Origin of the sequence: Streptomyces sp. L2, assembly GCF_004124325.1 — a bacterium.
Lineage (GTDB): Bacteria > Actinomycetota > Actinomycetes > Streptomycetales > Streptomycetaceae > Streptomyces.
Window position 1 is genome coordinate 149,216 of the sequence record NZ_QBDT01000001.1, and the last position, 19,506, is coordinate 168,721.

Annotated in this window: 14 protein-coding genes and 2 pseudogenes; 8 read left to right on the top strand and 8 right to left on the bottom strand. The window is 72.1% G+C overall.

Features of this window, described 5'->3' with window-relative positions:
* Nucleotides 1-3 precede the first annotated feature (3 nt).
* A complete protein-coding gene (locus DBP14_RS00650) occupies nt 4-1,089 on the bottom strand; it encodes a GNAT family N-acetyltransferase (protein WP_129305104.1) in 1,086 nt (361 codons plus the stop codon).
* Nucleotides 1,090-1,493: 404 nt separating this feature from the next.
* Between DBP14_RS00650 and DBP14_RS00655 the strand changes: the two genes are divergently transcribed.
* The 6 genes and pseudogenes from DBP14_RS00655 (at nt 1,494) to DBP14_RS00680 (ending at nt 8,786) form a co-directional block, all read left to right on the top strand.
* The gene (locus DBP14_RS00655; protein WP_129305105.1) at nt 1,494-1,922 is read left to right on the top strand and encodes a PaaI family thioesterase; all 429 of its coding nucleotides are present in this window, start codon (nt 1,494-1,496) and stop codon (nt 1,920-1,922) included.
* An 804-nt stretch (nt 1,923-2,726) separates the two neighbouring features.
* Nucleotides 2,727-4,682 (top strand): annotated as a pseudogene (locus DBP14_RS00660) (TIM-barrel domain-containing protein); the annotation flags it as partial.
* 278 nt (nt 4,683-4,960) lie between these two features.
* Nucleotides 4,961-6,184, top strand: a complete 1,224-nt coding sequence (locus DBP14_RS00665) for a carbohydrate-binding protein (RefSeq protein WP_129305106.1) — start codon at nt 4,961-4,963, stop codon at nt 6,182-6,184.
* 108 nt (nt 6,185-6,292) lie between these two features.
* Complete coding sequence (locus DBP14_RS00670) at nt 6,293-7,066, top strand: polysaccharide lyase family 7 protein (RefSeq protein WP_129305107.1); 774 nt, start codon at nt 6,293-6,295, stop codon at nt 7,064-7,066.
* A gap of 117 nt (nt 7,067-7,183) precedes the next feature.
* Nucleotides 7,184-7,648 carry a hypothetical protein gene (locus DBP14_RS00675; protein WP_129305108.1) on the top strand — a complete coding sequence of 155 codons (465 nt, stop codon included), beginning with the start codon at nt 7,184-7,186 and terminating at the stop codon, nt 7,646-7,648.
* A gap of 157 nt (nt 7,649-7,805) precedes the next feature.
* On the top strand, nt 7,806-8,786 hold the full coding sequence (locus DBP14_RS00680; protein ID WP_129305109.1) for a hypothetical protein: 981 nt from the start codon (nt 7,806-7,808) through the stop codon (nt 8,784-8,786).
* Between the two features lie 80 nt (nt 8,787-8,866).
* Here DBP14_RS00680 and DBP14_RS00685 read toward each other — a convergent pair whose 3' ends face one another.
* On the bottom strand, nt 8,867-12,241 hold the full coding sequence (locus tag DBP14_RS00685; RefSeq protein WP_129305110.1) for a pyruvate carboxylase: 3,375 nt from the start codon (nt 12,239-12,241) through the stop codon (nt 8,867-8,869).
* A gap of 72 nt (nt 12,242-12,313) precedes the next feature.
* Nucleotides 12,314-13,273 (bottom strand): hypothetical protein, encoded by a 960-nt coding sequence (locus DBP14_RS00690; RefSeq protein WP_241740749.1) that lies wholly within the window; start codon nt 13,271-13,273, stop codon nt 12,314-12,316.
* Between the two features lie 259 nt (nt 13,274-13,532).
* On the opposite strand from DBP14_RS00690, the gene DBP14_RS00695 reads away from it, so the two are divergent.
* Together DBP14_RS00695 and DBP14_RS00700 are read left to right on the top strand one after the other, a co-directional pair.
* Nucleotides 13,533-14,522 carry an aldo/keto reductase gene (locus tag DBP14_RS00695; RefSeq protein WP_129305111.1) on the top strand — a complete coding sequence of 330 codons (990 nt, stop codon included), beginning with the start codon at nt 13,533-13,535 and terminating at the stop codon, nt 14,520-14,522.
* Nucleotides 14,523-14,857: 335 nt separating this feature from the next.
* A pseudogene (locus DBP14_RS00700) lies at nt 14,858-15,322 on the top strand (MFS transporter); the annotation flags it as partial.
* Nucleotides 15,323-15,572: 250 nt separating this feature from the next.
* Here the strand turns inward: DBP14_RS00700 and DBP14_RS00705 are convergent.
* From DBP14_RS00705 to DBP14_RS00725, 5 genes are all read right to left on the bottom strand, one after another.
* Nucleotides 15,573-16,316: a metallophosphoesterase gene (locus DBP14_RS00705; protein WP_129305112.1), complete on the bottom strand. Its 744-nt coding sequence runs from the start codon at nt 16,314-16,316 to the stop codon at nt 15,573-15,575.
* Entirely contained in the window at nt 16,313-16,600 is a 288-nt protein-coding gene (locus DBP14_RS00710; protein WP_129305113.1) for a BON domain-containing protein, read from the bottom strand. Before DBP14_RS00710 ends, DBP14_RS00705 begins: the two co-directional genes overlap by 4 nt.
* Nucleotides 16,597-17,274, bottom strand: a complete 678-nt coding sequence (locus DBP14_RS00715) for a nucleotidyltransferase family protein (RefSeq protein WP_129305114.1) — start codon at nt 17,272-17,274, stop codon at nt 16,597-16,599. Before DBP14_RS00715 ends, DBP14_RS00710 begins: the two co-directional genes overlap by 4 nt.
* A gap of 112 nt (nt 17,275-17,386) precedes the next feature.
* Nucleotides 17,387-18,202 (bottom strand): SAM-dependent methyltransferase, encoded by an 816-nt coding sequence (locus DBP14_RS00720; protein WP_129305115.1) that lies wholly within the window; start codon nt 18,200-18,202, stop codon nt 17,387-17,389.
* Nucleotides 18,203-18,276: 74 nt separating this feature from the next.
* A complete protein-coding gene (locus DBP14_RS00725; RefSeq protein WP_129305116.1) occupies nt 18,277-19,152 on the bottom strand; it encodes a helix-turn-helix transcriptional regulator in 876 nt (291 codons plus the stop codon).
* Nucleotides 19,153-19,506: the final 354 nt, after the last annotated feature.

Here is a 19,506-nt window from a genome sequence, read left to right on the forward strand (position 1 = left end):
GGTTCAGGCGCGGCCTCGGGTGCGCAACCGGCCCGCCGTACGCAGCAGTTGATCGGCCGGTTCGCGCAGCCGGGGGTGGGCCAGCACCGTGTTGCGCAGGCCGCGCACGGGCCTGCGCCACATCCGCTGGGCCAGGGCGACCGGGTGGGCGCGGGCGGCGAAGCCCTCGCCGACGCGCAGTTCCCGGGTCTTCAGCCAGTCCTTGTACTCCTTGTCGCCCCGCCCGAGGTCGACGAGCGTGACCCCGTTGCGGGCGGCCGCCTCGGCGGTCCGCAGGTGCATCATCAGGCCGGGCGAGTAGGAGGGCAGGCCCGGGTCGTAGGCGGTGAACCAGGCTGCCAGCACCGTGCTCGACCGGGGTCCGAAGTGGGCCGCCACCGGCCGGTCGCCCGCGTACAGCACGGACAGCACGCCGGTGAAGTGCTCCTCGCGCACCCGGAACAGATGGTCCACCAGGTCGACGATCCACGGGCGGGAGAACCGGTCCATGCGGCCCGTCCTGCGGTACTGCGCGGACTTCCACCGCATCAGGGTGCGCAGCACCCGCGGGTCCCGTTCGTCGAACTCGAACCGCACCTCGCCGATGTCACGCCCCAGCCGGCGCTCCTTCTGCAGGGTCTTGCGGGCCAGCCCCGGATAGGTGCCGCGCAGCCATTCCGCGTAAGCGCCGTCACCCGGTTTGACGTCGATCACCGGGGAGGCGAAGGTGCCCGTGACGTGCGGCGCGAACGGCCGCTGCTCCTGGACGAGGTGGTCGAACTCGAAGATGCTGAGCCCGCACGCGCGCAGCAGGTCCCCGGTGTCCCAGGTGACCCCGGGCCGGTGCACGAGGGCCTGGCAGTCGGAGAGGCCGAGTCCGACGGCCCGGCCGGTGCCGACGGGGGTGCGCTCGTACGGCAGGAAGCCCACCGCCTCCCCGCCCTCGTGCAGCACCGCCACCCGCGCCCCGCGCCGGGACCGGGCGACGCCCGCGGCGAACTCCGGGGCCAGGAACGGGTTGGCGTACTCGGGCGACTCGTCCATCGCCCGGTGCCAGGCGGCCCGGAGATCGGGTGTCAGGTCGCCGGGTCTGTGGATGGTGATCTCCACGTCAGCTCGACCGCCCTTCCGTGACCGGAGCCGGTGAGGTGTGTGGATCATGGCTGCTGGCTCGCATGGCGACCGCTCCCCCCATGACGCGCCGGGCGCGTCCTGCCCTTCGCTGACTGTCTGTCCCCTCCGTGCGTCCGCGCCGCGCGGTCCTCCCCGACCGGGACGTCCGAACCGTACTGCAAGGGGCTCAAACGTCGCGAAACAGTACGCACGCTGTCAAGGGTGCCTCAGACGGCGGAAGATCCGCCACGGTTTCCACCGAGCCGGGAGGAAGTTTGACCTGCCCGTGGCGCGTTCCCGCCCGTCGGCCCCGGACCGGCCGGTCCGCGCTGGCACACTGCCTCGCGGCACCCGGCGCAGGCCGCCGGTGCGACCGTGGCCCTGATGAAAGGCGGTACCCCATGTCCCCCTCCGAGCAGGCCGCCCCGGCTCCCGCCGAGCTGCTGGCCGCGATGCCGTTCGCGGGCGCGCTCGGCATCGAGCTGCACGAGGCCACGGCCGGGCGCGCCGTCGGCTCGCTCGCCTGGTCGCCGGACACGTGCACGGTGGGCGGCGCGCTGCACGGCGGGGCGCTGATGGCGCTGGCCGACAGCGTCGGGGCGGTGTGCGCCTACCTGAACCTGCCCGAAGGGGCGTCGGGGACCTCGACGGTGGAGTCCAAGACCAACTTCCTGCGGGCGGTCACCGCGGGGCGCGTGCACGCCACCGCCCGGCCGCTGCACGTCGGGGGCACCCTGCTGGTGGTGCAGACCGATCTGCGCGACGACCGGGACCGGCTGGTCGGGCAGACCACGCAGACGCAGATCGTGCTCAGGAAGAACGCCGGCTGACGGCACCGGAGTTCGGGCCGGTCTCCGCCACGGGGCGGGGGCCGGCCTTCGTCGTGCCCCGGAGTGAACCCGCTCGCGGTATTGACATGAACCTGCACTAGCAACGAGTCTTCGTGCGTGAAGTTGCTCGAATGATGCTCATTTCGCGCGCATCCGCGCAGCAACAGCACGCAGGCAGAAGCGAGAACTGGTGCGATGGGAGCTGTTTCCGCCGTGCGAAGAATCCGACACCGTGTGCCGTGGCCGGCCTGGGTCCCCCTGGGGCTGGCGACCGCCCTGGCCGGGACCGTGCTCGCCGTCCCGGCCCCCCGGGCGGCCGCCGCCACCGAGACCGGCGGCACCCTGGACGCCGCGCACAGCAGCGTCAGCTGGCAGAGCCCGGTCTACGCCAAGGGCACCGGCGGCGGCACCGAGAGCTGTCCGGCCGCCGCCGACGACCCCGACGACAAGGTCTGCGACCGCTTCGACCTGACCGTCTCGGTGCCGAAGGGCTACTGGGACGACAACCCCGAGGGCGGCGTCCCGCTGTCCGTCAAGTGGGAGAAGCCCTCGGACGACTTCGACCTGTACGTGTACGACGACCAGGGCAAGCAGGTGGCCTCCAGCGCGGGCACCGCCGACCCCGAGGCCACGGTGATCCCGCGGGCGTCGGGGACGTACCACGTGCTGGTCGTGCCGTACGACGTGCACGACAACTCGTTCACGGGCACCGCCTACCTGCCCGCGACCGAGGACGCCGGCGACCTGACCTCCTTCTCTGGCGGCGACGGCAGCTACACGATCCGGGCGGGCGAGCTCATGGCCCGCGCCGACTTCCTCACCGACGGCCGGCTGCGCCTGCAGGCCGATCCGTCGGGCTCGCTGAGCGACCCGGCGGGCACGGCCATCGTGCGCGAGCAGCAGGCCCGGGAGCGGCACACCTCGTCCTTCGACGCGGGCGACTACTACGGCGTCCGGACGCCGAAGGCCGTATTGCGCGTGTACAAGAAGCCGCTGCGGTTCGGTCTGTACAAGCCCGACAACCGCACCCGGATCTGGCAGGAGGACAAGCCGCTGCGCTGGTCCACCGGCGGGATGCGGCAGAGCCTCGACCGGGGCGCCGACGAGCAGTTCTTCGGCGGCGGCGAGCAGAACGGCAGCTTCTCGCACCGCGACCGGACGATGTACGTGTCCAACAGCTTCGACTGGAACGAGGGCGGCTACAACAACTCCCAGCCGTTCTACCTCTCCAGCGCGGGCTACGGCGTCTTCCGCAACACGTTCGCACCCGGCGTCTACACCTTCGGCGACCCGGTGACCACCGGCCAGCAGGAACGGCGCCTGGACGCCTACTACTTCCTCGGCGACGCCAAGCAGGTCATCGGCGAGTACACGGCGCTGGTCGGCAAGCCGTTCATGCCGCCGGTGTACGGCCTGGAGCCGGGCGACTCCGACTGCTACCTGCACAACGCCAACCGGGGCGAGCGGCACACCCTGGACGCGCTGAAGGTCGCCGACGGCTACACCGAGCACCAGATGCCGCTCGGCTGGATGCTGGTCAACGACGGCTACGGCTGCGGCTACGAGAACCTGGAGCAGACCGCCAAGGGCCTTCAGGACCACCACGCCCAGCTCGGCCTGTGGACCCAGGACGGCATCGACAAGCTCGCCGACCAGGTCAAGGCGGGGCAGCGGGTGGCGAAGCTGGACGTGGCCTGGGTCGGCAACGGCTACAAGTTCGCGCTGGACGCCTGCGACGCGGCGAAGAAGGGCATCGAGGACAACAGCGACGCCCGCGGTTTCGTGTGGCTGCCGGTGTCCTGGGCGGGCGCCCAGCGCTGCGGGGTGATGTGGAGCGGCGACCAGAAGCTGTCCTGGGACTACATCCGCTGGCAGATCCCGACGTACGCCGGGGCCACCATGTCCGGCATCGCGTACGACACCGGTGACGTGGGCAGCATCTACCGCCACGATCCGAAGATGTACGCGCGCGACCTGCAGTGGAAGGCGTTCCTGCCGGCCATCATGACCATGGACGGCTGGGCGACGGACATCAGCACGGGCAAGCCCGCCGACCAGCAGCCCTGGCTGGACGGGGAGCCGTACACCTCGATCAACCGCACGTACCTCCAGCTGAAGGAGCGGCTGCTGCCGTACATGTACACGCTGTCGGCCCAGGCGGCGAAGACGGGGGTGGGCGCGGTGCGCCCGCTGTGGCTGGAGTACCCGCACGACCCGAACACGCTGGGACCGGACGCCAAGTACGAGTTCCTGTCGGGCAAGGACTTCCTGGTGGCACCGGTGTACCAGGACTCCGACACCCGCGACGGCATCTACCTGCCGAAGGGCACCTGGACCGACTACTGGACCGGCCGCACCTACCAGGGGCCCACCACGGTCAACGGCTACCACGCACCGCTGGACACCCTCCCGCTGTTCGTGCGCGAGGGCGCGGTCGTGCCCATGTGGCCGAAGGGCACGACGAGCTGGCAGACCCGCGACCGGCACGAGCTGGACTGGGACCTGTACCCGGCGCCGCACGGCACCAGCCACTACACGCTGTACGAGGACGACGGGGTGACCCGTGCCTTCGCCAAGGGGGCCCACTCCACGCAGCGGGTGTCGGTGCACGCCGCCCACCGGACGACGACCGTCTCGGTGGGGGCCGCCAAGGGCGACTACACGGGCAAGGTGGACGCACGGACGTACACCTTCACCGTGCACGGCGCCTCCGCGCCCGCGCGGGTCCTGGTGAACGGCCGTCAGCTGCCCGCGTCCGCCTGGTCGTACGACCCCGGCACCCGGGTGACGACCGTCCGCACCCCGAGTCTGCCGCTGGGGCACGGCTTCACCGTGCGGCTCGTCGGCTGAGGACCGGTGCCCGCGTCCCGCTCGGGGCGCGGGCACCGTCGTCTCCGGCGAGACAGCCGGACCTTGGGTAAAGATTTCGTATGGTCTAGTCCAAAGTGGAATTTGGTCTAGTCCAACTTATTGACGTGGCCTCAACACCTCCCGGAGGCTGGGGTTCCTCCCCACCCCACCTCTCCAGGAGGCACGCAGTGAGACGTCTTCACGCATGTCTGAGCGCGGCGGCGGCCGTCGGACTCGCCGCCGCGGGCACGACCGCGTTCGTCGCGGGAACGGCCTCGGGCGCGACCACCACCGCACTGAGCAACCGCTGGTACGCGGCCGCCCCGTATCTGATGCCGCTCGACAACGACCCGCCGTCCGCGTCCGCGATCATGGACGCCACCGGCCTCAAGGCGTTCCAGCTGGCCTTCATCCTGGCCCCCAACGGCGGCGGCTGCTCCCCGACCTGGGGCGGCACGGCCTCGGTCTCCTCGGACACGGCCGTGAAGTCGGTGATCGACACGATCCGCGCGAAGGGCGGCGACGTGTCGGTCTCCATCGGCGGGTACGGCGGCACCAAGCTCGGCCAGGCCTGCTCGGACGCGGCGGCCACCGCGGCGGCGTACCAGCAGGTCATCACCAAGTACGGGCTGCACGCCATCGACTTCGACCTGGAGGAGCCGGAGTACGAGAACACGGCCGCGATCAAGAACGAGATCGGCGCGGCGAAGATCCTCCAGCAGAACAACCCGGGCCTGTACGTGTCGGTGACGACGGCCGGGACCGCGGACGGCACCGGCTGGTTCGGCAAGCAGATGCTGCTGGAGGCCAAGTCGCAGGGGTTCACCCCGAACAACTTCTCCATCATGCCGTTCGACGGCGGTTTCAACGGGGCGGCGAGCCAGACCGGCGCCCTGACCAAGTTCAACGGGATCCTGCAGTCCACGTTCGGCTGGAACGAGGCCACCGCCTACGCCCACGAGGGCTTCTCCGGCATGAACGGCCGCAGCGACACGGGCGAGTACTTCACGCAGGCCGACTTCCAGACGGTGCTGGACTACGCGACGAGCCACAACATGGACCGGTTCACGTTCTGGTCGCTGAACCGCGACCGGCAGTGCAGTCCGCCCGACAATGGCGGCCGCACGTCCGGGACCTGCTCCAGCGTGGCGCAGAACTCCTGGGACTTCGCCAAGTACTCGGTGAAGTTCGCCGGCGCGACCCCGCCCACCACGCCGCCCTCCACGTCGCCCACCCCGACACCGACCCCGCCGGGCACCTCCTGCGACTCCGCCTGGAACTCCTCCGCGGTGTACACGCAGGGCGACGAGGTCTCCTACGGCGGGCACAACTGGAAGGCCAAGTGGTGGACCCAGAACGAGACGCCGGGCGCCTCGCAGTGGGGGCCCTGGGAAGACGAGGGAGCCTGCTGACCCTCTTGACGTGTCTGGTTCAGACCTTTAACTTCTCGGGTCATCGGTGACCAAGGATGCGTTCAGTGTTCACATCACTGAACGCATCCTCGACGAAGGGACCCCCACATGACCCGTACCCGACTCATCGCGCTGACGACGGCCGCCGGCCTCGGCCTCGCGCTCGCCACCCTCGGCAACGACGCCCAGGCGGCCGACCCGCACGTCGCCCCCGGCGGGAACTTCGACCTCTCGGTCTGGCAGCTCCAGGAGCCCGTCGGCTCCCCCGGGCACCCCACGACCGTCTCCTCCTCCCGGCTCCAGGGGGCGGACGGCTACCAGGACGCGTACTTCTACACCGACAAGCGCGACGGAGCGATGACGTTCTGGGCGCCCGAGAAGGGAGTGACGACCCCTCACTCCAACTACGCGCGCTCCGAGTTGCGGGAGATGGACCGGGACGGCGGCGCCGCCGACTGGCCGCTGGCCGGCTCCCACCGGATGAGCGCCACCCTGCGCGTGGTATCCGTGACCAAGAACGTGTGCGTCGGGCAGATCCACCTCGGCTCCGGGGGCTCCTCCACCAAGCCGCTGCTGGAGCTGTACTACCGCGCGAACGGGGACATCGTCCTCGGCACCGAGAACTCGCCGTCCGGCGGCCAGACCTCGCACCCGGTCGGGCACGTCCCGGTCGGCAAGACCTGGCGCTACACCATTGCCGTCTCCGGCGGGAACACCATCGAGCTGACGGTGAACGGCAGCACCACCCGCTACGGCATCCCGTCGTCGTTCAAGCCGTACAAGCAGTACTTCAAGGCCGGCTCCTACAACCAGTCCTCCTCGGACAGCACCAGCCGGGGCGCCCGGGTGGCGTTCTACGGGCTGACCGTCCAGCACGGCTGAAACGCGGGCCGGAAAAGGCTGGAACACGCCCCCACCTGCGCGACTGGTGCATTCGGCCCCGCGGTCGTAGCGTCGACTTGCACGCGGTCGGAGACGGCACGACGGGTGGGAGCGACCATGCGCGGAACTATGGCAAGTGCGGTGATCACCCTCGGCGCGGGCCTGATGCTGACCGCCGGCATGACCACGGCCTCGGCGGGCGCGCCCACGGCCGCCCACCGGGCCCCGTCGGTGCGACCGGTGCTCGTCGAGTGCCTGGGGCACGGCGACGTCCGCCCGGCCGACTTCATCCTGGCCTGCGGCGACGGCAACAGCCGCCTCACCGGACTCCACTGGACCCAGTGGGGTCCGCGAGCGGCGACCGGCACGGGGATCAACGAGGTCAACGACTGCAAGCCGTACTGCGCGGCCGGCCGCTTCCACTCGTACCCAGTGACCGTCCGGCTCGACGACCCCAAGCCGTGGAAGAACCACCCGGGCGGCCGGTACTACACCCGGATGAGCCTCACCTACACCGCCGACCGGCCCGACGGCTTCAAGCCGGTCATGACCTTCCCGCTCTTCGACTTCGCCGGGCACTGACGGCCGCCCGTCACCCGGGCGCATGCCACCCATCCCTCTGCCGTGGGCCGCGCGGGCGACCCTGCGGCCCGGCTCCCGCCCTCCGTGACCGGGGCGGCGTCATGTTGGTGTGACCCCGTAAGGCCGGCGCCCCGCGTGCCGTACGAAGAGAGGTCACATGCCCCGACTCCCCCGCCTGGCCGGTGTCGCCACGGCCGTGCTCGCGCTCGGTCTGGTCGCGGCTGCTCCCGCCACCGGTGCCGAGCCCCTCGTCACCGACGCGCGGATCCTCACCCACTTCGACCTGGCCGCCGGGCAGACGCCCGAGAACATCGCCCTCGAACGCGACGGCTCCGCCGACCTCACCTTCGCGTACGCCCGGCAGATCGCCCACATCACGCTCGACGGCGACCTGGAGATCCGGGCGACCCTCCCGGACGTGGCGAACCCCGACACACCCGTCGTGCACAGCGCCCTCGTCACCGGCATCGCCCGCGCCCACGACGGCACCCTCTACGTCAACTACGCGACCGGCACCAGCAGGACCGGCGTGTGGCGCATCCCCCGCGACGGCGGCACGCCGGTGCAGATCGCCCGGCTGCCCGACGACGGGCTGCCCAACGGACTGGCCCTCGACGAGCGGCACGGCGTGCTCTACGTCGCCGACTCCGCGCTCGGCACCGTGTGGCGGGTACCGCGGTCCGGCGGCAAGGCCACGGCCTGGGCCAGGGACACGGCACTCGACCCGCTGCCGGCACCCCCCGCGAGCGGCTTCGGCGCCAACGGCATCAAGATCCACGGCAACGCCGTCTGGGTGTCCGACACGGACCGCGGCACGCTGCTGCGCATCCCGTTCGGGCCGGGCCGCTCCGCCGGCGCCGTCGAGACCCGGGCGAGCGGACTGGCCGGCATCGACGACTTCACGTTCCCCGGGCGCGGGGACAGCGCGCTGGCCGCGCTGAACGACACCAGCAGGGTCGTCCTGGTGCGCCGCGACGGCACCCGCACGGTCGCGCTCACGCAGGCGGACGGGCTGTCCAACCCCACGTCGGTGGCGGTGCGCGGGCGGACCGTGTACGTGCCGAGTGCCGCCTACCTCACCCAGCGGGACCCGAACCTGCTGCTGGCCCGGCTCCGCCACCTGCTGGGCCGGGTCTGAGCCCCGCTCACGCGGGCCGCGCGCCGTGTCCGGTCTCCCGGTCGCGGCGCGCGGTCGTGTTCGTACGGCTGGGGCTGGGGTCAGGCGATCTCGACGAGCAGGTCGCCGCCCTCCACCTGCTGGATGCGGTTGATGGCCAGCCGGGACACCCGTCCCGCCTTCGGCGCGGTGATCGTCGCCTCCATCTTCATCGCCTCGATGGTGGCGACCGTGGCGCCGGCCGCGACCTCGTCGCCCTCGGCCACCGCGAGCGTCACGACACCGGCGAACGGCGCCGCCACATGGCCCGGGTTGCCGCGGTCGGCCTTCTCGGTCACCGGCACGTCCGAGGCAGCCGCCCGGTCACGTACCTGAATGGGCCGCAGCTGTCCGTTCAGCGAGGACATCACGGTGCGCATGCCCCGCTCGTCGGCCTCGCCGACCGCCTGCAGCTCGATCAGCAGCCGGACGCCGGGCTCCAGGTCGACGGCGTACTCCGTGCCCGGGTTCAGGCCGTAGAAGAAGTCCTTGCTGTCCAGGACGCTGGTGTCGCCGAAGGACTGGCGGTGCGTGTCGAACTCGCGGGTCGGGCCGGGGAACAGCAGCCGGTTCAGGGTGGCCCTGGGCTCCTTGGCCAGCCCGTCGCGGTCCTCGGCGGACAGTCCGGCGACCGGCTTGGCCTCCCCGCGGCCCCGCAGCGCCTTGGTGCGGAACGGCTCGGGCCAGCCGCCGGGCGGGGTGCCCAGTTCGCCGCGCAGGAAGCCGATCACCGAGTCGGGGATGTCGAACCGGTCGGGCGTCGACTCGAAGTCCTCGGGCGAGACGCCCGCCCCGACCAGGTGCAGGGCGAGGTCGCCGACCACCTTGGACGACGGGGTGACCTTCACCAGGTGGCCCAGGATGCGGTCGGCCGCCGCGTACATCGCCTCGATGTCCTCGAAGCGGTCGCCGAGCCCGAGGGCGACGGCCTGCGTGCGCAGGTTGGACAGCTGGCCGCCGGGGATCTCGTGGTGGTAGACGCGGCCGGTCGGGGAGGCGAGGCCCGCCTCGAACGGGGCGTAGATCCTGCGCACGCCCTCCCAGTACGGCTCCAGGTCGCCGACTGCCTGGAGGTCCAGGCCGGTGGGCCGGTCGGAGTGGTCGGTGGCGGCGACCAGCGCGGACAGCGACGGCTGGGAGGTCGTACCGGCCATGGAGGCCACCGCGCCGTCCACGGCGTCGACGCCGGCCTGGATCGCGGCGAGGTACGTGGCGAGCTGGCCGCCGGCCGTGTCGTGGGTGTGCAGGTGCACCGGCAGGCCGAACTCGCGGCGCAGCGCCGAGACCAGGGTGGCGGCGGCCGGGGCGCGCAGCAGGCCGGCCATGTCCTTGACGGCCAGTACGTGCGCGCCGGCGTCGACGATTCTCTCGGCCAGGCGCAGGTAGTAGTCGAGGGTGTAGAGCCGCTCGTTCGGGTCGCTGAGATCGGCGGTGTAGCAGAGGGCGACCTCGGCGATCGCGGTGCCGGTCTCGCGTACGGCGTCGATGGCGGGACGCATCTGGCCGACGTCGTTGAGGGCGTCGAAGATGCGGAAGATGTCGATGCCGGTGGCGGCGGCCTCCTGGACGAAGGCGTCGGTCACCTCGGTCGGGTACGGCGTGTAGCCGACGGTGTTGCGGCCGCGCAGCAGCATCTGCAGGCAGATGTTGGGTACGGCCTCGCGCAGCGCGGCCAGCCGCTCCCAGGGGTCCTCGGCGAGGAAGCGGAGGGCGACGTCGTAGGTGGCGCCGCCCCAGCACTCCAGGGAGAGCAGTTCGGGCAGGGTGCGCGCGACGGCCGGCGCGACGGCGAGGAGGTCCTTGGTGCGCACGCGGGTGGCGAGGAGCGACTGGTGGGCGTCGCGGAAGGTGGTGTCGGTGACGCCGATCGTGGGCGACTCGCGCAGGTGCCGGGCGAAGCCGTCCGGGCCGAGTTCCACCAGGCGCTGCCGGGAGCCGGCGGGCGGTTCGCCGGCGGCCAGCGGCGGCAGCTTGCCGGTCGGGTCCAGCAGGTGGGGTCGTTCGCCGTGCGGCTTGTTGACGGTGACGTCGGCGAGGTAGGTGAGCAGCTTGGTGCCGCGGTCGGCGGAGTGACGGGACGTCAGCAGGTGCGGGCGCTGCTCGATGAAGGAGGTGGTGATCCGGCCGGCCTGGAAGTCGGGGTCGTCCAGGACCGCCTGGAGGAAGGGGATGTTGGTGGAGACGCCGCGGATGCGGAACTCGGCGACGGCGCGCCGGGCGCGTCCGACGGCGGCCTTGAAGTCGCGGCCCCGGCAGGTGAGTTTGACCAGCATGGAGTCGAAGTGGGCGCTGATCTCCGTGCCGGCGTGGGTGGTTCCGCCGTCGAGCCGGATGCCGGAGCCGCCCGGTGAGCGGTAGGCGCTGATCCGGCCGGTGTCCGGGCGGAACCCGTTGGCGGGGTCCTCGGTGGTGATACGGCACTGCAGGGCGGCCCCGCGCAGGGTCACCGTGTCCTGGGAGAGGCCGAGGTCGGCGAGGGTCGCGCCGGCGGCGATGCGCAGCTGGGACTGGACCAGGTCGACGTCGGTGACCTCCTCGGTCACCGTGTGCTCGACCTGGATGCGCGGGTTCATCTCGATGAAGACGTGGTTGCCGTCCCGGTCGAGGAGGAACTCCACGGTGCCCGCGTTGCGGTAGCCGATCTCGCGGGCGAAGCGGACCGCGTCGGCGCAGATCCGCTCGCGCAGCTCCGGGTCGAGGTTGGGCGCGGGCGCCAGCTCGATGACCTTCTGGTGGCGGCGCTGCAGGGAGCAGTCCCGCTCGAAGAGGTGGATGACGTTGCCCTCGCCGTCGGCGAGGATCTGCACCTCGATGTGGCGGGGGTCGACGACGGCCTTCTCCAGGAAGACGGTCGGGTCGCCGAACGCGGAGGCGGCCTCGCGGGAGGCGGCCTCGATGGACTCGCGGAGCTGCGCGGGGTCCTCCACGCGGCGCATGCCGCGCCCGCCGCCGCCGGCGACGGCCTTCACGAACACCGGGAAGCCGATCTCCCCGGCGGCGCGGACGAGTTCGTCCACGTCGTTGGAGGGCGCGGAGGAGCCGAGGACGGGCACGCCGGCGGCCCGGGCGGCGGCGACCGCGCGGGCCTTGTTGCCGGTCAGTTCCAGCGTCTGCGCGCTCGGGCCGACGAAGGTGATGCCGGCTTCCTCGCAGGCGCGGGCCAGTTCGGGGTTCTCGGAGAGGAAGCCGTAGCCCGGGTAGACGGCGTCCGCGCCGGCCCGGCGGGCGGCGGCGACGATCTCCTCCACGGAGAGGTAGGCGCGGACGGGGTGGCCAGGTTCCCCGATCTCGTACGCCTCGTCTGCCTTGAGCCGGTGCAGTGAGTTGCGGTCCTCGTGCGGGAAGACGGCGACCGTGCGCGCGCCGAGTTCGTACCCCGCCCGGAACGCTCGAATCGCGATCTCTCCACGGTTGGCGACCAGCACCTTGCGGAACATCCTGGATTCCCTTCAGCCTGCCGGCGACGAACACCATGGTGTCAGCCGTACCTGCCGTACGTTGCGGCAAGGCTAGGGGGTGCCCGCACGTGTCGAAGTGCGAAAACCGTCACATTGACGTGGTGGGGACATGCCAGTTTCGGGGGTACCGGGGGTCACGGAGGTCTGCTCGGGCGCGGTGCGGGCGTGGACGACGACGGTCCCGGGCCGGATCACCGGCGGGACGGAGGCGCGCCCGGTCCGGCCGGGCCGCCACAGAGCCCGCGACAGGGCCCGTGGGAGGGCGCGGAGGCGGTCGCCGCGGTCGCGCAGCAGACCCAGGACGATCGCCGTGCCGACGGCGATCAGGTGCTCGCGCCCGGCCAGGTTGGGGACGGCGATCGACTCCCACACCATCGATCCGCCGGTCAGGGTGAACACCACGGGCGCGCGGCGCACCACCGAGAGGTAGGTGAACAGGCCGACCACGGCGGCCGACGGCCCGGTGTCGAGGACCTTCCCGCAGTCGGCCGGCAGCCCGAGGCCCCACCAGCCGGGGCCGAGCGCGATCATCAGGCGGGCGGTGAGGGTCCCCGCCAGCGTCGTGACGTACGCGACGGCCAGGGTCCGGGCCCGGCCCAGCGCGAGTTCGGCGAGGGCGAAGGCGAGGAACAGCTGGGTGATGCCCGCCCAGACCGGCAGGTCGAGCGCCGGGACGTAGAGGGAGACGGGGGTGCGCAGCAGGGACAGCCAGAGCGGCAGGTCGGCGGTGACACCGCCGAGCCGGCGCACCCAGAGGGCTCCGGTGGGGTGCTGGGCGATGTCGTGGAAGAAGATGACGCCGGCCGCGGCGGCGAACGCCAGCGGGAGCCCGGACAGGCCGCGGCGGGCGAGGCGGTGCACCGGGTCGACGACGATGGCGTGCCATTCGCCGCGCAGGGTGCGCGCGGTGAACCGGGCGGCGCGGACGAGGACCGCGCGTAACCGGTCCCGGCGCCGGTCGGCGCTCATGCGGCCGGACGGCCCGTCGGCCCGGCAGCCCGCGACACGCACATCGCCCCCCTCCGCCCCGGGCATCCGTTTGGTCCGTTCGAGGCGTTCCGGTCGTGATCCGCCCGTTTCCTGCGCCATCGTAAAGATGTACCGCTCTCATCCGGCTGAACCTCCGCCTTCCAAGACGTGGCGCGCCGCGGTCGAGTTGCCCGGCGTGACGCGCGGGGCGGCCCGGCGGGCACGCCTTGACCTGGAGCGCGCTCGAAGTCGTAGCGTCCGGGCGGTACGAAGATCGAGTGCGGAAAGGCTGGAACACGACATGCGACAGCGCAGTCTGCGGGACCTCCAGGTATCGGCCATCGGCCTCGGCTGCATGGGGATGTCCGCCTTCTACGGCTCGGCCGACCAGGACGAGGGCATCGCCACGATCCGGCGCGCCCGGGAGATCGGGGTGACCTTCCTCGACACGGCGCAGATGTACGGCCCGCTGACCAACGAGTCACTGATCGGCGAGGCGATCCGGGGGCACCGCGACGAGTACGTGATCGCGACGAAGTTCAACTACCGGATGGACGACGCGGTGCCGGGCGACATCGGCACGGTGGGCCGGCAGGACGGCTCGGCCGAGCACGTCCGCAGCTCGGTCCACGGTTCGCTGGAGCGGCTGGGCACCGATCACATCGACCTGTACTACCAGCACCGGGTGGACCCGAACGTGCCCATCGAGGAGACGGCCGGCGCGCTCGGGGAACTGGTCGCCGAGGGCAAGGTGCGGCACATCGGGCTGAGCGAGGCGAGCGCGGAGACCATCCGGCGGGCGCACGCCGTCCACCCGGTGACCGCCGTGCAGAGCGAGTACTCGCTGTGGACGCGGGACGTGGAGGCGGAGGTGCTGCCCGCCTGCCGGGAGCTCGGCATCGGCTTCGTGCCCTACTCGCCGCTCGGCCGCGGCTTCCTCGCCGGCCGCTTCAGCTCCCCGGAGGAGCTGGACGAGGGCGACTTCCGCCGCAGCAACCCGCGCTTCGCCGACGCCAACCTGGAGGCGAACCTGCGGCTGGCCGCCAAGGTCAAGGAGATCGCCGCCGAGAAGGAGGTCACCCCGGCCCAGCTGGCGATCGCCTGGGTCCTGGCCCAGGGCGACGACCTGGTCCCGATCCCGGGCACCAAGCGCCGCACCTACCTGGAGCAGAACGCGGCCGCGGTCGACATCGAACTGACCAAGGACGACATGACCCGCATCGACGCGGAACTCCCCGAGGCAGCAGGCGCCCGCTACGACGAGGCAGGCATGCGATCGGTCAACCGCTGACGCCCGCCGTTCGCGCAGTTCCCCGCGCCCCTTCAGGGGCGCGGGGAACTGCGCGACAAGCCACAACGGGCCCGCAGCCGACAACGGCCCGGACGAGACCTGTGAGCGACCACACGCACTTGGGCAACTCCCGCTAGGGCACAGCACCTTGGCGCCCAGACAACACCTCACGCGCGCCACCCCGACCACACCTTCAAACGCCCTCTGCCACCATGGTCCGCGCCGTGCCCGACCAGGCGGACCGCCCCTGCAGTGTCGCAGGTCACAGGAATCCCGCCGGTCCGCCCCCGCGTCTCCTGGTTGTCGAGTACCCCACCGTGCCCTCTGCCCCCGCCCTGCCCACCCCCGCGCCCAATCCCGCCCCCGCGGCACCGCGTACCCGCGCGTCGCGCTCCCCGTGGCGGTCCCTGCGGCACCGCAGCATGCGCTGGTGGTCGGCCGCGAACTTCGCCTCCAACACCGGCACCTGGATGCAGCTCACGGTGCAGAACCTGCTGGTGCTGCAGATCACCGGCTCCGCCGCGGCGACCGGCCTGTCGATGTCCGTGCAGGCGGCGCCCGCCCTGTTCATCAGCCTGCTGGGCGGCGCCGCCGTGGACCGCTGGCCCCGCAAGCTGACCGTCGCGGTCAGCCAGGCGCTGCTCGGCGCGGTCGCCTCCGTGACGGCGCTGCTCGTGGCGCTGGACCGGATCGACATGACGTCGCTGCTGGTGCTGGCCGCCGTGACCGGCGTCATCGCCACCGTCGACGGCCCCGCGTGCGCGCTGCTCGGCAACGATCTCGTGCCGGTGGAGGACGTTCAGTGGGCGGGAGCCCGCGGCGCCCTGATTGCCGGCGGCCTGCTGATCGCCGGCGCCATCGCCGCGGGCCTTCTGAAGCACCGCACCACGAAACCGACCCGCCTGACCTTCCCGAAGCAGGACAGCGGCCTCCCGGACCGAGAATCCCTGAGCACAGCGGCCTGACGCAGACACCCGGCCTCATACGCCCTGCCTCATACGCCCGCTTCTCGACCCACCGAGTCGGGCGGTGGGTGGGCAAAGGCCGGGGTCAGGGGGCCGACGGGGCCGCTCGGGTCGGCAGGTGGTACACGTGGAACGCCTGCCCGATCACCGGCTGCGCCACGTTCCGTACCCGCACTCCCCCACTCGTCATCCCGTGCTCGGTCCCCGCATGCGCATGCCCGTGCACCGCGAGGTCCGCGCCCCCCGTGTCGATTGCCTCGGCCAGCAGATAGCTCCCGAGGAACGGATAGATCTCCGCCGGCTCCCCCGCCAGCGTGTCCGCGACCGGCGAGAAGTGGGTCAGCGCGATCCGCATGTCGCAGTTCCTCTCGTCGAGGTCCTTCAGCGCCCCGAGCAGCCCGTCCGCGCACCGGCGCGTGTAGCGGACGAACTCCTTCATCAGCGGCTCCCCGAACTCCCCGGCGCACCGCCCCACGAACCCGCCCCCGAACCCCTTGGTCCCGGCCACTCCGATGCGCGCCCCGTGGGCGGTGACCACGGCCGCCTGTCCTTCGAGGACGTGCGCGCCCGCGTCCCGGAGGATCGCGGTGACCTCCTCGGGGCGTTCGTCGTGGTGGTCGTGGTTGCCCAGGACGGCGACGACCGGCACCGCGAGGTCCTTGATCTCGCGGGCGACGACACCGGCCTCCTCGGGCGTCCCGTGCCGGGTGAGATCGCCGGCGAGGAGCAGGACGTCCGCGCACTGGGGCAGGGTCTCGAAGGAGGCCCGGAGCGTGCCCTGGCTCTCGGGGCCCATGTGGATGTCTCCGACGGCCGCGACGCGGATCATGTCAGGTCCTCCCCCTGGCCGGGCGAGGCGGTCCCGGCGACGAGGAGGTCGCAGTGGACGGGGTGCCCCGCCAGTTCCTCGCGGGCCATGGTCAGGATCTCGTCACGGCACTGGGTGGAGGGCACCGTGCCGGTCAGCTGGACGGCGTCGCCGCGTGCGACGAGCCGTACGCCCAGTTCCCCGAGCGGGCCGGCGGCCAGGTGCTCGGCGAGGTGCGCGACGCGGTAGTCCAGGTTGAGGTCCGCCGGCGTGTCCGGCGGACGGCGTGTGTCGTGGTCGGTCATGGCTCCTCCTGGGGATCGATCACGTTCAGCCGTTCGAGGAGGAAGAGGAAGGCGGCGGGCATGGGCTCGCCGCCGCAGGTCGCCCGCACCTCGTCCCAGTCGACCTTCTCGCGCACGGCGCGGGCCACCGGCAGCACGGCCCCGAAGTCGCAGTTGTGCTCGGAGAACGCGCTGATCAGGCTGCGCATGAGATCGGTCGGGGACAGGACGGGCATGAGGACCGAGTCGACGGGGAGGCACTGGGCGCGGCCGAGCATCTCCTGGGTGACGGGCTCGTGGGCCAGCGCGAAGATGACGTCGACATCCTGCCCCTGGCTGGTGGTCTTCACCAGCCAGTCCTCCGGCGGGGTGCGTACGGGCAGCCCGGCCTCGCGCAGGGTGGCGGCCACCGCGTCGGCGTCCTCGGGCAGCACGCAGAAGTCCGCGTCGTGCTGGAGGTGACGGCCGCCGCCGTGGGCGTACACGGCCACGCTGCCCGCCAGCGCGAAGGGGTGGCCCTTCCTCTTCAGGAGGGCTCCCACCTGTTTGGCGGCCTCCAGAATGGCCTGGCTGCGGTCGCGCGGCAGGTTCTGCGCGTCCGGTGCGGCCGGTGCGGGCTCCTGCCCCGCGGTGGCGAGGCGGAGTCCGGTGACCTCCGGCCGGACGGGGGCGGTGTCCTCCCCGTTCTGCGTCATGGCCTCTCCATTCACGGCGCCCTGCTGCCCCGGCGGGCCGGGCCGGCCCCGGGGACCATCGGGTACCCGGGCCGCCCGCACCGACACGGTTCCCGGCCGACCGGGCCCGCCGTCAGGGTTTGCGGGCGACCGCGCCGTACATCGCGATGTCCTCGTCGCGGATGCCCCGCTCGCCGGTGCCGTCCGGGTGCCACCGGTGGACCTGGACGACGCCCGGGTCGAGCAGGTCCAGGCCCTCGAAGAAGGCGTGGGCCTCGTCCAGGGTGCGCAGCCGCATCGGCATGCCGCGGGCGGCGTACTCGCGGGCCACGCGTCCGACCTCGGCGGGCGCGAAGTCGGCGGTGCCGATGGACATGGCCAGGTGACTGCCGGAGGGCAGCGGCTCCATCAGGCGGCGTACGACACCGACCGCGTCGTCCGCGTCGAGCATGAAGTGGACGATGGCGATCACGGTGAGGGCCACCGGCCGGTCCAGGTCGAGGGTGGCCCGCAGCTCGGGCGCCCGGAGGATGGCCGCCGGGTCGCGGAAGTCCGCCTCGACGTACGAGGTCCGGCCCTCGGGCGTGCTGGCCAGGAGGCCCTGGGAGAGGGTGAGGACGATGGGGTCGTTGTCGACGTAGACGACCCGGGACCCGGGGGCGACGGCCTGGGCGATCTCGTGCAGGTTCGGCGAGGTCGGGATGCCGGTGCCGATGTCCAGGAACTGGCGCATCCCCGCCTCCTCGGCGAGCCGGCGCACCGCGCGGTTCATGAAGTCGCGGTTGGCGCGCATGTGGACCGGGAGCGCGGGCCACTCCCGGGACATGGCGTCCCCGGCCTCCTGGTCGGCCGGGTAGTAGTCCTTGCCGCCCAGGATGTAGTCGTAGATGCGGGCGGAGTGCGCGTTCTCGGTGTCGACGCGGTCGGCCGGCCATCCGTTGTCGGTCAACGCCGTGGCTCCTCGGTCGGTGGTTCGGTGTGGGGCATCGGAGGTTCGCGGGATTCTCGTTCACAGCTCCTCGTTCACAGCTCCTCGCGGAGTGCGCCGAGCAGGCTCTCGGTGCTTCCCGCGGGTGCCGCCTGGGCGCCCAGCCGGTCCAGGGCCTCGCGGTACACCACGACCTCGTCGCCCTTGTCCAGGTAGACGGCGCCGACGAGGCCGCCCAGGTGGACGATGTCGGGCAGTTCGGGGGCCCGGAACCGGAACAGGTGGAAGGCGCCCGCCCGCAGCGCGAGGTGCGGGCCGTTGGCGAACGGCATCAGCTGGAGCGTGACGTGGGGCAGCCGGCTCAGCTCCACGAGATGGTCGATCTGGGCGCGCATCACCTCGGGCCCGCCGACCGGCCGGCGCAGCACGGTCTCGTCCATCACGACCCACAGCCGCGGCGGGCCCTCGCGCGCCAGCAGATCCCGGCGGCGCCTGCCCAGGGAGACGCGGCGTTCGGTCACCTCGGCCGTGGCGTGCGGGTCGCTCGCGCCGAGCAGGGCGCGGGCGTAGTCCTCGGTCCGCAGCAGACCGTGCACGAACTGGTTCTCGTAGGCCCGGATCTGCAGGGCGGCCTGCTCCAGGCTGAGGCAGGCGGCGAACCAGTCGGGCACGACGTCGCGGTAGGTGTGCCACCAGCCCCGTTTGTTGGCCTCCCGCACCGACCCCAGGAAGGTGTCGATCTCCCGCCGGTCCGTCACGCCGTACACCTGGAGCAGTTTCTCGGCGTCCGCGAGGCGCAGCCGGGCCACCTTCGCCGCCTCCATGCGGCGGATGGTGGAGTGGCTGACGCCGATGACGGCGCCCGCCTGGTCGTAGCTCAGACCGGCCCGGGTCCGCAGGTCCTCCAGCTGTCTGCCGAGGATCATGCGCAGGACGGACGGGGCGCCGCCCCAGTCGGTCTCCTCGGTCACGCACTACCCCCTCACACAGGTCCCGGGGTCACCGTCTCATGCGACGGCTCCCCGCGGTCCCCTTCGATCACGTCGTGACGGAAGCAGCATGCTCGTGGCTGCTTGCAATTTTCAACTTGCCGGTTGCGAGGGGTTGTTGGCGGGTGCGAAAGTGGTCTCCCTGCTCCGGCCGACCAAGGAGCGGGCGGCACGGCCCAGTTGGGGGAGACCGGGCTGATCCACGGCCTCGTACGGAGGCGCGTCCCGTCGTCCGCGCCCCTGGCGGCCGGTTCTCCGACACCGACCCCCACGGCACGAGGCCGGACGAAAGGCGTACGGCGATGGCTCCGCGCTCTCTCCCCCGACCACTGCACG

Coding starts and splice junctions, on each gene's coding strand:
- DBP14_RS00655 (WP_129305105.1), top strand. CDS start 1,494: ATGTCCCCCTCCGAGCAGGCCGCCCCGGCTCCCGCCGAGCTGCTGGCC.
- DBP14_RS00670 (WP_129305107.1), top strand. CDS start 6,293: ATGACCCGTACCCGACTCATCGCGCTGACGACGGCCGCCGGCCTCGGC.
- DBP14_RS00675 (WP_129305108.1), top strand. CDS start 7,184: ATGCGCGGAACTATGGCAAGTGCGGTGATCACCCTCGGCGCGGGCCTG.
- DBP14_RS00680 (WP_129305109.1), top strand. CDS start 7,806: ATGCCCCGACTCCCCCGCCTGGCCGGTGTCGCCACGGCCGTGCTCGCG.
- DBP14_RS00685 (WP_129305110.1), bottom strand. CDS start 12,241: ATGTTCCGCAAGGTGCTGGTCGCCAACCGTGGAGAGATCGCGATTCGA.
- DBP14_RS00695 (WP_129305111.1), top strand. CDS start 13,533: ATGCGACAGCGCAGTCTGCGGGACCTCCAGGTATCGGCCATCGGCCTC.
- DBP14_RS00705 (WP_129305112.1), bottom strand. CDS start 16,316: ATGATCCGCGTCGCGGCCGTCGGAGACATCCACATGGGCCCCGAGAGC.
- DBP14_RS00710 (WP_129305113.1), bottom strand. CDS start 16,600: ATGACCGACCACGACACACGCCGTCCGCCGGACACGCCGGCGGACCTC.
- DBP14_RS00715 (WP_129305114.1), bottom strand. CDS start 17,274: ATGACGCAGAACGGGGAGGACACCGCCCCCGTCCGGCCGGAGGTCACC.